Origin of the sequence: Aliiroseovarius sp. S1123 (genome assembly GCF_023015885.1) — a bacterium.
Classification (GTDB): domain Bacteria; phylum Pseudomonadota; class Alphaproteobacteria; order Rhodobacterales; family Rhodobacteraceae; genus Aliiroseovarius.
The window spans coordinates 164,044-180,791 of record NZ_JALKBE010000001.1; the positions used below are offsets into that span (position 1 = coordinate 164,044).

The 16,748-nt window shown below is 57.9% G+C and carries 8 protein-coding genes and 1 pseudogene; 5 read left to right on the forward strand and 4 right to left on the reverse strand.

Translation table 11 applies throughout. The annotated features are described in order from the left end of the window. The first annotated feature begins 32 nt into the window (after window positions 1-32). A complete protein-coding gene (locus MWU53_RS00745; protein WP_247089316.1) occupies window positions 33-251 on the forward strand; it encodes a hypothetical protein in 219 nt (72 codons plus the stop codon). On the opposite strand, the gene MWU53_RS00750 is transcribed toward MWU53_RS00745, so the two are convergent. The 3 genes from MWU53_RS00750 to MWU53_RS00765 all read right to left on the reverse strand — a co-directional run bounded on the left by MWU53_RS00750 (window position 191) and on the right by MWU53_RS00765 (window position 9,860). Continuing rightward, on the reverse strand, window positions 191-4,867 hold the full coding sequence (locus MWU53_RS00750) for a DUF3320 domain-containing protein (RefSeq protein WP_247089318.1): 4,677 nt from the start codon (window positions 4,865-4,867) through the stop codon (window positions 191-193). The genes MWU53_RS00745 and MWU53_RS00750 overlap by 61 nt on opposite strands. 500 nt (window positions 4,868-5,367) lie before the next feature. After that, window positions 5,368-6,546, reverse strand: coding sequence for a site-specific integrase (locus MWU53_RS00755; protein WP_281501238.1), 1,179 nt, complete (start codon window positions 6,544-6,546; stop codon window positions 5,368-5,370). 314 nt (window positions 6,547-6,860) lie between these two features. Continuing rightward, entirely contained in the window at window positions 6,861-9,860 is a 3,000-nt protein-coding gene (locus MWU53_RS00765) for an aminotransferase class III-fold pyridoxal phosphate-dependent enzyme (protein WP_247089320.1), read from the reverse strand. Between the two features lie 227 nt (window positions 9,861-10,087). Between MWU53_RS00765 and MWU53_RS00770 the strand changes: the two genes are divergently transcribed. The 3 genes and pseudogenes from MWU53_RS00770 to MWU53_RS00780 all read left to right on the forward strand — a co-directional run bounded on the left by MWU53_RS00770 (window position 10,088) and on the right by MWU53_RS00780 (window position 13,669). Continuing rightward, window positions 10,088-10,546: a (2Fe-2S)-binding protein gene (locus tag MWU53_RS00770; protein WP_247089322.1), complete on the forward strand. Its 459-nt coding sequence runs from the start codon at window positions 10,088-10,090 to the stop codon at window positions 10,544-10,546. 3 nt (window positions 10,547-10,549) lie between these two features. Beyond that, complete coding sequence (locus tag MWU53_RS00775; protein WP_247089324.1) at window positions 10,550-12,784, forward strand: molybdopterin cofactor-binding domain-containing protein; 2,235 nt, start codon at window positions 10,550-10,552, stop codon at window positions 12,782-12,784. A gap of 93 nt (window positions 12,785-12,877) precedes the next feature. Then, window positions 12,878-13,669, forward strand: a pseudogene (locus tag MWU53_RS00780) (DUF3800 domain-containing protein). A gap of 2 nt (window positions 13,670-13,671) precedes the next feature. Here MWU53_RS00780 and uvrB read toward each other — a convergent pair. Next, entirely contained in the window at window positions 13,672-15,858 is a 2,187-nt protein-coding gene (gene uvrB / locus MWU53_RS00785; RefSeq protein ID WP_247089327.1) for an excinuclease ABC subunit UvrB, read from the reverse strand. 565 nt (window positions 15,859-16,423) lie between these two features. Between uvrB and MWU53_RS00790 the strand changes: the two genes are divergently transcribed. Continuing rightward, window positions 16,424-16,735: an ETC complex I subunit gene (locus MWU53_RS00790; RefSeq protein WP_247089329.1), complete on the forward strand. Its 312-nt coding sequence runs from the start codon at window positions 16,424-16,426 to the stop codon at window positions 16,733-16,735. Window positions 16,736-16,748: the final 13 nt, after the last annotated feature.

The window sequence follows — 16,748 nt, forward strand, 5'->3', positions numbered from 1 at the left end:
GGACCGCTCGGACCGGATAGACCGCTGTTGACATGGGTGCCCACCCGGATTTGCACTGGTCCGAGTGGTCCGAGTGGTCCGAGTGGTCCGAGTGGTCCGAGTGGTCCGAGTGGTCCGAGTGGTCCGAGTGGTCCGAGTGGTCCGAGTGGTCCGAGTGGTCCGAGTGGTCCGAGCTAAAGTCTTACTCAGGTCAAACCACAGATCGCAGGACGTCTTCGACCTTCGAGCGAAGGTCTGGCCCGACCCTTTGATACCCAAACACCCGACACACGGCCTTGACCTGTTCGTCAAGTTCGAGCTGCCCACACTCCGCCGCCACCAACCTCCCGGCTGCTAGAATTTCGACAGGAGGAAGAGCCTTGGCCTTGATCAAGGTGCCCGACTCAGCCGCACGGTCGCGGACTGCAGGATCTGCTTTCTGGTCGTTCGTCATCCAGAAGTCGTCTTCGATTGTAAGTGACGGTTCGCCGTTTTTTCTTGAGTATTGAAGAGCCTCGCGGACAGCTTCTAGAATACGATTGCCTACGCGCTGCTTGCCAAATGCATTCGCGACGCGCCTTGCGACCTCCTCTAGGTGCACAGGACCTTCTACTTCGACGACGCGGCGAACCAATTGCGCCATTTGCTGCGACTTCACCTCATGCGGCTCCAGTGTAGTTGTAACTGAAAGCTCGGCCCTTTCGTATAGAGGCACTTTGATTTCCAAAGCATCCAGCTGGATCTCGGGAAGGGTAACATCGGGTTTCTCTTCGGCGACGGGCCGCTCGGTGTTCGAACCTTTGATCGGAACAGATATCGCAGCTCGCTCACGAGCACTAACTAGGGCCGACTCCAGCCGTGCAATTTCCTGCTCTCGCCGATGGAACCAGTCCGTGCTCCAAATTCTGTGAAAGGTCCAGCCGAGTCCTTCGAGCACATCTTGTCGCAATCTATCCCTTTCTCGAGCCCAAAGGGCAGAGTGATAAGTGGCCCCATCGCATTCAACTGCCAAAAGGTATTGTCCAGGGCGATCCGGGTTTCGCACTGCCATGTCGATCCGGAAACCAGCACTTCCAACCTGCAGGTCACAGGAGTATCCCAAACGGGTGATAACGCTAGCCACGTCCTCCTCGAACGGGCTATCGGCCCCGAGTCCGGTTACCTCGGGCTGTTCCATCTGGCCACTTTTCGCGTATTCAAGGAAGCGCTTCAGCACCCGCGGTCCTTCCTTGGTCGTCCGATTGGTGTCGATGTCTCCCGGTTGAAACGATGCAAAAACTTCGCAGCGCACCCTAGCCCGGCTAAAAAGCACGTTAAGTCGACGCTCACCGCCATCGCCGTTGACCGGACCAAAGTTCATGCTCGCCAAACGCCCGTTCGGCTCGTGAGGTCCATAGCCGACGGAAATCAGGATCACGTCACGTTCGTCGCCTTGCACGTTCTCGATGTTCTTGACAAAAACATCCTCGGCCTGGCCTTCGCGCAAGAATGCGTCGAGCACATTGTCCGAGCGGCGCGCGTGTTCCAGAATTTCCGTAATCATGTCGGCCTGGCGCTTGGAAAAGGTCACGATACCAAGCGATAAGGTCGGCCATTTCCTAGCGTGTTCAGCTGCCGCGTTCACTACAGCTTGCGCTTCGATTTTGTTCGTTCCGGCTCGTCCATGACCCTTGGATGCGCTGCTATATGCGCCTGGCACATAGGTAAACTGCAACCCGTAGTCTTCATCCAACTCCAGAGGTGAGGGAGGTAGCACCAGATTGCTTTCGTAGAATTCCGCATTTGATACACGGATCAGGCTGGGATCGCGTGACCGATAGTGCCATTCCAGCATCCGCGATCTCAACCCCCGGGCCTCGCAAAGTGTAAGGATGCTCTCCATGTCGGCAGCCGAGGCTGCAATCGGTGCATCTTCTTCGTCCTCTTCATCGGGGCTGTTTGCCAGTCGATCGAAGAACGATGTTGGTGGAAGCTGCTTCTGATCCCCAACGACCACGATTTGCTTGGCGCGTGCCACCACACCAAAGGCATCTTCAGGCTTGATCTGGCTGGCCTCGTCAATCACGAGCAGGTCGAACTTGACTGCACCAGGCGGCAAGAACTGAGCGACTGACAAGGGGCTCATCAGAAACACCGGCTTGATGCGCTGCACCATACCACCGGCATTCTTCATCAACCACCTTATTGGCTTATGGCCTCTCTTGCGGGCGATTTCGCCACGAATGGTGGCCATCTCGCCCATGCTGCCCTTGGGCATCTGCGCGTAGTGGCGCGAGAGAACTTGATCGCGCATCTCATCAAACCGGCTTTTGTCGAGTGCCCGAAACGTTGTCACCAGTTCGTGCCTGTCGACATGGGCCAGCTCATCCAGTTCACGTCGCATCTTCCGCGCCTCGTTCCAGGCGGCTTCCGCGCAGGCGTATCTAAATTCCGTGACGGCACGAGTAGGGTCGAGCTCACCGGACAGAACCGCTTCGACCACGGTTGTCCCACCCGCTTCGATTGCGCGCCTTCTTTGATGCACCAACTCCGACCATTCCGGATAGCGTTGCAATCCAGCACTCATGGTGCGTGACTTTTCTGCGAATGCGTCAAGCGGAACCTCTACGAGGCCTGGCCCGGCGTCAAAGATATCCAGCTCAAGATCGAACCGGTCGACGACTGCCTTTGCTGCGATTTCCGCGGCGCTGATCCCAGTCTCGAGCTGCGCCGCCAAATCGAGTGGATGACCGTCTCTACTCAGTGCCGCCTTCCAGGCCTCGACCGAGGTCAGGTCAATCTCTGCAATCGATTGCCTCAACCAAGCGAAATGCATTCGTAGCATGGAGAAGTCTGTGCGCTCACCGCGCCAGTGCTCTCCAAGCCTGTCCTTCAGATAGCCCTCTTCGTCCGAGAGTGCGCGGCGTAGTTTCTGAACCGCTGCCACGCGATCGACCAAAGCTCGTCGTTCTGCAGCCTTACCCGGTAGCGGAGCGTTCAGAACACTGGAAAGCTCAGTCGAGGCGCGTCTGTATGTGCCTCCAAGCCTGGCGAAGAAAGAGGATTCGCCGCGCAGCATAGCAGAGCGCATAGTCGATGAGTCGATATGCCAGGCTGCATCGGTGAACTGCGTGCTTTCTTCCTGCGCCATTTCGGCCCAATCACAGCCCGCTTGCAAGGCTTCCTCGAAACGCGCTTCGTTGAGTTGAGGTAGCAGAACGGCAACCGTGTCCGACAGCCCCTTTGGTGCGTCGCTCACTTGTCGAAGGGCGTTAACCATGCGTGACATTTCCGACAAGCAGTCTGGAATGTCTCGCTCAAGAAACGCCGCAGCCTTGGCTGCTAGGCCGTCAACAAGTGATGCGATTGCGTTGTTGGCGCTATCCAGTTCGGGCTTGGCGCGTTCCAGATCCAAGGGTTGCAGGTTAGCGGCTGAAACTCCATGAAACGGATGCTGTTCGGGCACGCCTACGATCTTTCGCGCTTCGGCAAAGCGTTCAAGCGCATCGGAGCAACTGTCCCGATCCGACTTAGTTAATGTGCCTAGGTCGCTCAGTGGCAATCTCGGAGGTGGCTCTTGTTGACCGATGAACCAAGCAATTTGAGACATCGCTTCGAAGGGGCTAAAACGCCCGGGGCCTAGTGGCTCGTGCAAAGCGTGGGCGATCCCGTTCAGCCTATCTCTTGAGGCTCTCAATGTATCGGCAGAATGCGCGGCCGAAGTCGCTTCCATGCTGGCAGCCAAAGTGCGTCCCAGCTCTTGGGAGAGTGCTTTCTTGTTTGCGCTACGTGAATGCAGTTCTACGCAGATGTCACGAAGTCCGGTCTTCACCAACCTTTCATACACAACTGTCAATGCGGCCATCTTCTCGGCAACGAACAACACCGTCTTTCCATCGTGCACCGCTGCTGCGATCAGGTTGGTGATGGTTTGCGATTTCCCTGTGCCTGGCGGACCCTGAACCACGAGGCTATTGTTATGGCGAACCTCTTCGATCACCTTAGTTTGAGAGGCATCTGCATCAACGACCTGGATAATATCCGCTGGATCAAGCAAAGCGTCCAACTTGTCGTCTGGCCCAAAAAGCGACGTGCTCTCGTCAAACCCGTCCTCCAGTAGTCCTCCGATCAGATTTCCGTCCATCAGCTCGCCATCGGGCCAGTTTTCCGCGGCAAGATCGCGATGCATGAGCAACTTAGCAAAGGAGAAGAACCCGAGCTGCATGCCGTCCCGATCAATGCCCCAGTCCGGCTGCTCGTCGATTATATTTTCCACTAAAGCGAAATAGTCCGATGGTCGCCAGTCCTCGCGTTCGGGCACTTCCGGAAGAATTAAGCCAAAATCCTGCCGAAGCCGCGATGCAAGCGGTAGGTTGGTCGAGATTTCATCGCCCCGGTATCGAATGTCATACGTCGACGTGCGCTCGTTTCTAACCAGCTCGACCGGCAATAAGATCAAGGGCGCTTCCCGGTCGATGGACGAAGCCTTATCTTCCCGCCATTTCAAGAATCCCATGGCCAGATACAGAATGTTTAGGCCCGTCTCCTGCTCGGCGACACGCGCGTCGGTCGCTAGGCGCAACAGGCGTTTCTGCATTGCCTTGGGGCCCAGCGGAGTTTCAAGTAAACTGTCGGTCAGGCGGTCTTCAGAAACGTCCTCAGCGCTCAAGTCTTCGAGCGCAAAAAGTGTATCTTCCTCATCCTCGCCCTTGTCGCGTCCCATGGCCTTGAAGCGCATCCTGCGCCCATCATCATGCAACTGCCGGAAAATTTCGTCGCTGAGTTCGTTAATGATGTTCAGCGTATTTGAGCGCTGGTTTTTTCGATTGACGTGGACCAGCCGATTGCGCGTTCCGGTATCCAAAAGCTTCTTTCTTGCTTCGTCCAAAACCCGGTCGATTGTTCCCATTGCTTCGTTCCAAAATTACCAATCAATTCAATCCCTAGTGGATGTGTTGATCATATCCCACCTCTCATATCAAGCAAGAGTTGATCTGACGTGTTGTTGTCGTGGCTTTCAGGGGAATTTCCCAATTTTGGAGAAGCCAGTGCTGAGGTGCGACAATGCGTGCAGGGTTTGTGCAATGAACGACACAAACCATACCAGGCAGGTCATGCAAATGAGGTGGAAACGGAGGGATGTTCGGCAGCGCGATCAGTGGCTGGAGAATGTCGAGATGTGCTGGATCGTCCAGAGGAGGTTGGGGATGCGCCAGACCGCAAGCCCTCTTCGGTCACCCTGGATGGCTACGCTCCTCTGTTCTCGCTCACGGCGATACGGCTTCTTGCATCGCAAAACCCTGATGAGGAATGGCTCGACGTTCCAGTGCGAGCCGTTGTGCATGATCGTGGGAAGAGTGAAGTCCTAGAAAAAACACAAGGGCATGAAGGGGATGCATTCTGGCGCCGCTAAGCGCGCTCAACTGCACTGCCTACATTGTGGGCCAATGCCATCTCCGCCATGTCACGAGGGTAGTTCGTGCGCTCGGCAGCCCAGTCCCGAAAGCTTGATCGAAGGCCGTGAGGCACCGCTGGTCGGCGTGAGCGGGTATCAAGAAAGCCCGGTCTTCCCTCTTTCTCCTCGGCTGCCTGGATGCGCCGCATAACGGCTGAGATCGTCATGTCGGACATCTGACCATTCTTTGAGGAGGCGAAGACATAAGGGCAGTCCATCAGGCGCGGCTGGTTGGCAAGCAGGTCTACCGCGGCGGTGGAAAGGGGCACACGATGCTCGCGCCTGGCCTTCATTCTCTCCCCGGGAATTGTCCAGATGCCATTGGCCAGGTCGATCTCATCCCAAAGCGCGCCTCGCACTTCGCCTGATCTAGACGCGGTCAGTGTTAGGAACTCCAGCGCACGGGCTGCGATACCCTCCCTAGTCCGAAGCACGCGGAACCAATCCGCGATCTCGTCCAGTGCGACGGCCGGATACCTGTTCTCTTTCTGCACCTTGTTGGGGGAGGGTAGGATCTGTTGCAGGTTGCCCTTCCACCGCGCCGGGTTCTCGCCCTCACGCAGCTCCATTACCTTGGACCAGTCTAGGACCGCCTCGATGCGCTGGCGCACGCGCGAGGCGGTCTCGTTCTTCGTGCTCCAGATCGGGCGCAGGACGGCCAGGATGTCCTCGACCGTGATGGACGCGACTGCCTTGTCGCCGATCACCGGGAAGGCGTAGGTGGTCAGCGTCGAGCGCCATTGTTTGATGTGCTTGGCGTTCTTTAGCTCGCCTTGCACCTTCTCCTCGTAGTAGCGTTCGAAAGCATCCTCGAAGGTGGTGCGCTGTCTCTGCTCGACAGCGAGCGCGGCACGCTCGACCCGGCGCTCCTCAACCGGGTCAATGCCAGCACTGATCTCACGTTTCATTTCCAGCGCTCGTTCGCGCGCTTCCGCGAGAGATACCTCTGGATAAGGTCCGAGGCCGATATGTCTGCGGTTGCGTCCAACCGTGACCCGGAATATCCATGATCTGGCCCCGGTATCAGTAATGTTCAGGCTCAGTCCGGCGGGGGCGCCACCGACCGCGTGGCGGCCCGGCTCTGATAGTCTCTTTACTTGGAGCGCTTTCAGCTCTTTGGCCTGTTTTGGCATTTCTTGCCACCATCCTTGCCACCAAAAATTGTTCTATTGATTGCAATGATTTGAAGTGAGGTGCAAGGTTAAATTGACATAATGTCATGTATTGCAAAGATAAAATGCTCCTAGTTTCCAGTTGATGCCATCTTGTGCAATGTGCTCGCGGCGGACTTCGTCTCCGCCACCTTTTCGCATCAAAGGATGCGTGGAAAGGGCTCAATTTTCCGAAATTTGGGTTTAGAAGCTGGCCGGGTACGCTCGGCGGCGCGTATTTCGCTAGCTTTGGCCTAGTGGAAAAGGGCGACCAGTTTGGCCGCCCATTGTGTATCTCATCCCTGCGACGCTTCGGCTAGGACCTTATCCAGAACGCTCAGGATCATGTCCACGTCCTCGGCCTCGATCGTCAGGGGCGGGCGAATTTTCAGGATGTTGTCTTTCGGACCTTCGCTGCCGATCAGGATCCGGTGATCGCGCATCCGGTTCTTGATGAACTGGCAGATTTCGGTTGCTTCCGAGCCATCCAGGTGGATCAGTTCCAGCCCCAGAAACAGCCCCATTCCGCGCACATCGCCGACGCAGTCGTATTTGGCTTCAAGCGCGCGCAGCCCGTCGATCAGGCGTGCACCCATCTGCTTTGCGTTCTCTTGCAGGCCTTCGTCATCGACGATGTCCAAGACCTCTTTCCCGATGCGACAGGACAGGGTCGAGCCGCCGAAGGTCGAGAAGAACTCGATCCCGTTGTCGAAACTCTGGGCGATTTCCTTGGTGGTGACCAGCACGCCCAAGGGGTGCCCGTTGCCGATGGGTTTGCCCATGACGACGATGTCGGGCAGGGCGCCTTGGTGTTCGAACCCGAAATAGTAATCTCCTAGGCGGCCCAACCCGGTTTGTACTTCGTCCGCGATGCAGACACCGCCGACTGCGCGGATTTTCTCATAGACCGCAGGCAGATAGCCCTTGGGGGGAATGATCTGGCCACCGACCGAGGGGAAGGTCTCGGCGATGAAACCGGCCACGCCTTGTCCGCGTTCGGTAAGTGCCGCGATGGCCGGATCGACCAGATCGGCGTATTTCTGGGCGCGGTCGGGATCGTCGCGTTTGAACGTCCCGCGATAGTCATCGGCGACATCGACCAGCTCGACCCAATCGGCTTTGCCAATTCCGCCCGGCTTGTTGAACTTATAGGCCGAGATCGCGACTGCCGCGTTGGTGTTGCCGTGATAGCCGTGATCCGGTGTCACGATGCCTTTGGCGCCGGTATGGGCGCGGGCAAGGCGCAGGGCCAGCTCGTTCGCCTCGGTGCCTGAGTTCACGAAGAAGCAGACTTCGAAATGCTCGGGCAGTTTGGACAGAACTTTATCGGCAAAAGCCGTCTGCGCCGGGTGCAGATAGCGCGTGTTCGAGTTCATGCGCTTCAGCTGATCCGCTGCCACGGCCTGAATGCGCGGGTGTGCGTGGCCTACATGCGGGACGTTATTATAGGCGTCCAGATAGGGGCGGCCCCACTCGTCAAACAGGTGATGTTTCCAACCGCGTACCAGCATCACCGGGTCTGAATAGGTCAGGCTGAGGTTGCCGCCGAAATGCGCGCGGCGGTCGTCCAGCACCTGCGCTTTGTCGGTCGGCTGATAGCAGACGTGGTCGTCCGGCAGGTTCAGAAGCGCTGCCGGGTTGGGGCAGATCGCACGCCACATGTACATCTCGTCCGGGTCGCCAACGCCGGGCCAGTCGGCCTCGATCCCGTCGGTGGTGAGGGCCAGTTGGAAATGCACATGCGGGGCCCATCCACCATTCTGGTTGGCATCTCCCAGCTGGCAGAAGGCAGCACCTTTTTCGATCACATCGCCGGGTTTCAGGCGGTCCATGAACTCGGGATTCAGATGGCCGTAGAGGGTATAGAACGCATCGCCCTCGGGTGTTTCATGCGACAGGATGATCACCCCGCCATAGTCCAAATGTCCGGTGCGGTTTTCGGCAATAAAGACGGTGCCGTCACAAGGCGCATGAAGCAGCGTGCCGGCGGGCGCGAAGGCATCTACGGCCAAATGCACGGTGCGCCGGTCGCTGGCTTTCCACGGGCCTTTGCGAAAGGCGGGTTCAGCATAGATCAGGCGGGGCTCGTGATAGTAGCCCAGCCAGATGCGCCCGTTGTCTTCGAACTCTTCCCCCACGCGGGCAGCTTCGGACAAGGGCATGTGAAAGGGGTTCTGCGGCCATGTGCTGTGCTCGACAGACAAAGATCCCAAGGGCGCATCGCTCAGGTCTTCACCCATCACCGGCGCGAAATTCCCGCGTTCCTGATCCAACCATGCCATGGCCCTGTGGGCCCCATCCACGACGGGCAACCCGCAGGCCGCGCGCAGGCGGGCGGACAGAAGGCCGGGGTGCAGGTCGTGGGTCTCAAGGAACCGCCATGCAGGGGCTTGGCTGATCGTGACATAGGGGTCGTCCGGGTTGTCCGCAGCCATCAGGGTCGAGTTGACGACGCTGACCGCCAGACGCGTGCGTAGCAGGGGCCAAATCAGGTCGATCTCGGAGGCGGTCAGCGGATACGCGGCGTGATAGCCAGACACGAATGCGGCCAATGCAGCTTCGGGATTCGAGTGGTCTAGCACAAGATAGGCTGCCGCCACCGCCACATCGCAAATCCGGGGTGCGGCGCACATATCGCCGAAGTCGATTAGGCCCGAGAGAGAGCGGTTAAGAAGCCCTCCGTCCACGAGAATGTTATAGTCGTTGGCGTCATTATGAATGGCCTGTTTCGGCAGGCTGTCGAGAACGTGTTTGACGGTCTCGAATTCGGCATGGATGGTTTCAAGAAGCGCCCGGCGATCTGGCTGCGTGACGCAGGGCAGCTCGTCCCTGATCCATCCGGCTTGCATCAAATCCCACTTGAAATCCCGCTGAAGCGCGTCGTGCTGGAAATCCTGAAGCGCCTTGGCGGTCTGGCCCAAAGCCTCGCCGATCTGGTGGATCAACGCGTCGGTTTTGGGCGCGGCTTTGGCATAGCACTGGCCCGGCAGACGTTCGATCAGCCAGACCAGACGCTGTGCGCCTGACTCGTCGGCAAGATGCAGAAAACGCGCGCCCTTCGAAGTCGCGATGATGCGTGGAATCAACGCGTTGGGGGCCTTGTCCTGAATGTGATCCATCGCCTTGATTTGCAGGTCAACCAGCCAGTCTTCGCAACCCGGTCGCATCGCCTTCAGGACATATCCGTCACCCGTATCGGTCTCGGCCAGAAAGTTCAAATCATACTCGCCGTCCAACCGGCGAAGCTGGGCGTCGATGCCCCAATGCGTCAACAGAACGTGTTTCCAGTGGTCCATGTGCTGTCCTTTTCAAAGGGGCGGATTCGGCCCGGGCAAGTTGCGGCGATTGTTGCGCATTTTTGGATCCAATTTGCAACCAATTGGCAGAGTTTGATCAAAAAACCTACGAACTGTTTTGGGGGTTGCATCGCGAAAACTCCTGTGGCCTACATAGCTGACCGGCGGTCATTAAGGTGCGTCAGGTTGACGTTACGTGAGTTGCCACCAGTCAAAGGACCAACGCGATGAAGCTTACAGTGAACGGTGTTGCCCATGATGTGGATGTCGAAGAGGACATGCCGCTTTTGTGGGTTCTGAGGGACGAGTTGAAACTGGATGGCCCGAAATACGGCTGCGGTGTCGCGGCCTGCGGGGCGTGTACGGTGCATGTTGGTGGCGTGGCCGTGCGGTCGTGCCAAACTCTGGTCGGCGATGTGGATGGGCCGGTGACCACGATTGAGGGTCTGGGCAACCCAGATGAAATGCACGCGGTGCAGGCGGCTTGGTTGAAACATCAAGTGGCGCAATGCGGCTATTGCCAAGGCGGACAGATGATGCAGGCTGCGGATTTGCTGTCCAACAATCCCAACCCGACCGACGAAGACATTGACGATGCGATGTCCGGAAACTTGTGCCGCTGTGGCACCTATCCCCGTATTCGCGACGCGGTGAAATCCGCCGCTAAAAATCTGCAAGTGAGCTAAGACATGGGACGTATCGGAACAATCGCACGACGCAGTTTTCTTGTCGGCTCGGCGGCCCTTCTGGGTGGCGTGGCCTTTGGGTATTACATGTACAAACAACCCGTGGACAATCCGTTGGACGACGATCTGGCGCAGGGTGAAGCGGCGCTGACACCCTATGTGCTGATCAACGCGGATGGGGTCACGCTGATTACGCCGCGTGCAGACATGGGGCAGGGGGCCTATTCGGTTCAGGCGGCCCTAATCGCCGAGGAACTAGATATCGAGCTGGACCAGATCAACGTTGATCCCGGCCCGCCCTCGGCGGCCTATTGGAACACGGCCATTGCGGATGAGGGCGTACCCTTCCCCTCGACCGACCGAGGTATGGCGGCCGAAACCATGCGCGGCTTCATGGGCGCGGTCATCAAGCTGATGGGCATGCAGATCACAGGTGGCTCGACCACCGTGCCAGATGGGTTTGAAAAGCTGCGTGTGGCGGGGGCCGTCGCGCGTGAGACCTTAAAGGCGGCAGCGGCAGAGATGTCGAACCTTACTATCACGCAATTGAAAACAGAACGCGGCGCGGTGGTTTTGCCCGATGGCAAGCGCATTCCATACGAAGCGCTGGCAGCGAAAGCGGCCGAGATCGAACCCGTGACAGACGTGGCCCCGCGCCCTTCGACCCAGTGGCGTTTGGTGGGCAAGCCCATGCAGCGCGTAGACATGGTGTCGAAATCAACCGGCACGCAGAGCTATGGCATCGACATGCGGATGGAGGGCATGGTCCATGCCGCTGTTCGCGTGAACCCCCGGAAGGGTGGCGAGGTGATCTCGTTCGATGCGACTGACGCCGAGGTCATGCGCGGGGTGCAGAAGGTGATCCCGGTGGCGGGTGGCGTGGGAGCCATTGCCGACAACACCTGGCGCGCGTTTCAGGCCGTTGATGCGATTGAAGTCGAGTGGGGCGCGGCCCCGTACCCTGCCGAGCAATCGGAGCACTGGCAGGTGTTGGCCGACACAATCGACGCGGGCGACGCAGATGCAACGCCCCGCGATGACGGAGACGTGGACGGCCTTGCGACAACGGTCGAGGTCGAATTCCGCGCGCCTTATCTGGCCCACGCACCGCTGGAACCGATGAACGCCACCGTTCTGGTCACCGACGACCGCGTTGACGTCTGGACCGGAAACCAGATCCCCCGCATGACACAATCCAGCGTTGCCAAGATGACGGGCGTCGATGTGGATGACGTGCATGTCCACATCCTGATGATGGGCGGCAGTTTCGGGCACCGTCTTGAAGACGAGGTGGTGAAACGCGCGACCGAACTGGCAATGGCCATGAAGGGCACGCCGGTCAAACTGACCTATAAGCGCGAGGAAGATACGCTTCAGGACTTCACCCGTCCGCTGGCGCTGATGCGCGGACGCGGGGCTGTGGCGGATGGCAAAGTCACGGCGATGGAGATCAAGGTCGCCTCGCCTTCGATCATGGACAGCCAGATGGTGGAACGGCAGGGCTTCCCGGTGCCGGGCCCCGACACCACGATCACGCAGGCCCTGTGGGATCAGCCCTATGCGATCCCGAATTACCGCGTGACGGGATACCGCGCGCCGAAGCTTGGCCCGGTCAGCTCGTGGCGCTCGGTCGGGGCGTCACAGAACGGGTTCTTCCATGAGAACTTCCTGAACACGCTGATCCACGCCGCCGGTGCCGACCCGGTCGAGGAACGCTTGCGCCTGATGACAGACGACCCGTCGCGCAAGACCTTGGAAGCCGTGGCCGAGATGTCCGGCTGGGGTGGCGAACTTGCCGCGAATAAAGCCCGCGGCGTGGCCTTCTGCCTGTCCTTCGGCACGCCATGTGCACAGATCATCGAGATCACGAATGGTGAGGACGGTATCAAGCTGGACAAGGTCTGGGTCGCTGCCGAAGTGGGCAAAGTCGTGGACCCGGTGAACTTCGAGAACCTCGTCGCAGGCGGCGTGATCTGGGGCCTTGGCCACGCGATCAATAGCCAGATCACCTATGCCGACGGCAGGACCGAGCAAGAGAACTTCTGGGATTTCGAAGGGCTGCGGAACTATCAAACGCCCGAGATCATCGTGCGCGGGCTGGAGAACCGGGACTACGTGACCGGCGTTGGTGAGCCCCCCGTGCCGCCAGCCGCACCAGCGCTGGCCGAGGCGATATTTAGGGCGACGGGCGAGCGGCCCACGGAGATGCCGTTTGGCGAGAGGTTTGGGTTTGTTTGAGTAAGTTCGGGCTCTGGTTTTGGAGTAATCACCCTTTAGCTCTATTCATGGTGGAGTTAAGGTGGTTCAATACCAATAATCCAAAGTACCAAAATGAATTATACATTCTATGTCGATGAGAGCGGTCAAGCTGGAATCAAGAAAATTAGGACCAAAGGATCTGGCGGGGCGTCACCCTATTTGACACTTGGTGGGGTACTGGTGCCCGAGAGTGAAAAGGACAACTTGACAGAACTCGTTCTTTCGCTTGCGAAGGAGTTCGGTAAGCCTAGTCTCCATTGTAGTAAGCTGAACCACAACCAAATCGTGCGCTTCTCAAAATAGCTCGCACAGGCGCGTGTGAAATTGTTTGGCGTCATTTCTCTCAAGGCAACTTTGGGAGGCTACGCTAAGGAGATCAATCACAGCGACAAGGCGTTCTACAACAAGAATGCCCAGTACTTGCTTGAACGATTAGCTCACTTCTTAGAGTTGAAAGGTATTGAAGATAAATCAGTTTCCATAATTTTCGAAGAAGGGAATTTTGATTATCAAAAACTGAAAGCGCTGATTGGAAAGTGCGTTCGCTCACCTCAGAAAGCTGCGACAAAGCGGCTTCAGGGCCGCATTAACCCCTCTTCAATTAAGGCGGTCCCTAAGGATGATGACCCTCTCTTACAGTTGGCGGATTTGGCGGCACATGCTTTGTATCGACTAGTCGATGACTCGCCTTCAACCTACGGCGTGCAAGAAGTGCGTTATGTTAGTGAGCTTCGCAGCAAGTTCTTCTCTGACCCTGATACTGGGCTGGTTTGTGGGGCCGGCATTTTTCCGGTTCACAGATTGACGCAGATAAAGGCAGAAAAAGTGGTTGAGACGTTCTTGTCCGAACTCTCGTCTACGTAGCTCTACCTCTTCTTCCCACGCCCAGCCCGCTGTCCCGGCTTCCCAGCCGTTGACCGCCCCTTCGCCTTCTGCGCGGCCTCGCCAGCTGCCTCAATCGCGGATTGCCGCGCTAGTGGATCGTCGGCGACGGCCAGTTCCACAGCCTCCAACCGATGTACCTCGTCACGCAGGCGGGCGGCTTCTTCGAACTCGAGGTTCTCGGCCGCTTTGCGCATCTCGGCTTTCAGGACTTCCAGATGGGCCAGAAGGTTGTCGCCGACCATGGGTTTGTCGATGGTCGCCGTGACGCGGGACATGTCGGTGTCGCCGTCGTAAAGCCCAGCCAGAACGTCATCGACATTCTTTTTCACCGTCTCGGGCGTGATGCCGTGTTCGACGTTATAGGCATGTTGTTTCTCACGCCGCCGTTCGGTTTCCTTCAGTGCCCGCTCCATCGAGCCGGTGATGCGGTCGGCATACATGATGACGCGGCCCTCGGCGTTCCGTGCGGCGCGGCCGATGGTTTGGATCAGCGAGGTTTCCGAGCGCAAGAAGCCTTCCTTATCCGCGTCCAGAATGGCGACCAGCCCGCATTCCGGGATGTCCAAGCCTTCGCGCAATAGGTTGATGCCGACAAGCACGTCGAACGCGCCAAGGCGCAGGTCGCGCAGAATCTCGATCCGTTCGATCGTGTCGATATCCGAGTGCATATAGCGCACGCGGATGCCCTGTTCGTGCAGGTATTCGGTCAAATCCTCGGCCATGCGTTTGGTCAGCGTCGTGACCAGCGTGCGCATGTTGTTGGCGGCGACTTTGCGGACCTCGTCCAACAGATCGTCGACCTGCATCTCAACGGGCCGAATTTCGACCTCGGGATCCAGAAGCCCGGTGGGGCGGATGACCTGTTCAGCGAAGACACCGCCGGTCTGTTCCAACTCCCAATTCGAGGGCGTGGCGGACACGAAGACCGATTGCGGGCGCATGGCGTCCCATTCCTCGAACTTCAGGGGGCGGTTGTCCATGCAGCTGGGCAGGCGGAACCCGTGTTCGGCCAGTGTGAATTTACGCCGATAGTCGCCGCGATACATGCCGCCGATTTGGGGCACCGAGACATGGCTTTCATCGGCAAATACAATCGCGTTGTCTGGGATGTATTCAAACAGGGTGGGGGGCGGTTCGCCCGGTGCGCGGCCGGTCAGATAGCGCGAGTAGTTTTCGATGCCGTTGCAGAACCCGGCGGCTTCCAGCATTTCCAAATCGAACTTGGTGCGTTGCTCAAGGCGCTGGGCTTCCAGCAGTTTACCCTCGTCTTCGAACTGCTTCAGACGCAAGGCAAGCTCTTGCTTGATGCTTTGAATGGCCTGTTTCAGGGTCGGGGTGGGCGTCACGTAGTGCGAGTTCGCGTAGATGCGTACCTTCTCTAAGGTGTCGGTCTTGGCGCCGGTCAGCGTGTCGAACTCGGTGATGCTTTCAAGTTCCTCGCCAAAGAAAGAGAACCGCCAGCCGCGGTCTTCAAGGTGGCTGGGCCAGACCTCGAGGCTATCGCCACGCACGCGGAACGATCCGCGCTGAAACGCGTTGTCATTGCGCTTGTACTGCTGGGCGACCAGATCGCGCATCATCGCGCGCTGGTCGTATTCCTCGCCCACGGTGATGTCTTGGGTCATGGCCGTGTAGGTCTCGGGCGAGCCGATGCCATAGATACAGGACACAGAGGCCACGATGATCACGTCATCGCGCTCCAGAAGTGCCCGCGTGGCCGAGTGGCGCATCCGGTCGATCTGTTCGTTGATCTGGCTTTCCTTCTCGATGAAGGTGTCCGAGCGCGCGACATAGGCTTCGGGTTGGTAGTAGTCATAGTAGCTGACGAAATACTCGACCGAGTTTTCAGGGAAGAACCCCTTCATCTCGCCATACAGCTGGGCGGCGAGGGTTTTGTTCGGTGCAAGGATAATCGCAGGGCGCTGGGTTTCCTCGATGATCTTGGCCATCGTGAAGGTTTTACCGGTGCCAGTCGCGCCCAGCAGCACCTGATCCCGCTCGCCATTTTCAATGCCGCTTTTCAGTTCGGCAATCGCCGTGGGCTGATCGCCCGCCGGCTTAAACGGCGTGTGCATCACGAACCGTTTGCCGCCTTCCAGCTTGGGGCGGGCGACAGGGGCCATTGTCGGGTTGGTCAGCGGGCTGTGTGGGGTCTGGTCATGGGGCATGCGAATCTCTCCGTTCCCCAAGAATGGTCACTTTTTGTTCTTCTTCAAGGGGTGCCTGGCGCCAGATTAACAAGAATCTCCCCATAATTGGTGAGTTGCCGTGTTGACCTTTTTTTTAGAGGTTAGGGATATACCCGAAATGTGTCCAAAAACACATTCAAAATACACAATCAATGAGAGTATCTCTTGATTGTGTTTGGGTACATGCGGAAAACCCAAAAAATAGGATAACTAGTTGTAAATAAATGATGAATCATCATCATTATTTCAGCAATAATGCAATTGGAGGTGTATTTTTTCCTTGCCGTACCCCCTTCTCTGCGATAGCGTCAAGAGGCAAGCAGCAGAACGGACTGCCGGTGTCGGCGAAACACCCACCCCACCCCTCGCTCCCTCGTCGACTACCGGCAGTCTCCCTGCTTCTCCTCCACTGCCACACTCACGGACATCTATCGGAATGAGATCCTTGCAGAGTGTACGTTCAGCTGCTGCACCCCCCTGATTCCGCCTTGAATTGCCGGGCCGCATGACGGATAACCGTCCTAGTTTTGGAAGGAGATACCGAATGCGTGCTCGTATCTATCAGCCCGCCCGCAATGCAATGTCGTCGGGCATGGGAAAGACCAAGGTTTGGGTTTTGGAATATGCAGCCGATGCGGCGCGTGAACTTGACCCCCTGATGGGATGGACCGGATCGTCGGACACGCAAAGTCAGGTACGCCTGAAATTTCAAAGCAAAGAGGCCGCGCTGGACTATGCCAAGGAACACGGCATCGAGGCGACGGTGACTGAACCGCATAAGCGCAAACCGAATATCCGCCTGGGCGGATACGGCGAGAACTTTGCCACCAACCGTCGCGGTCCTTGGACGCACTAAAACGCGCCAGATG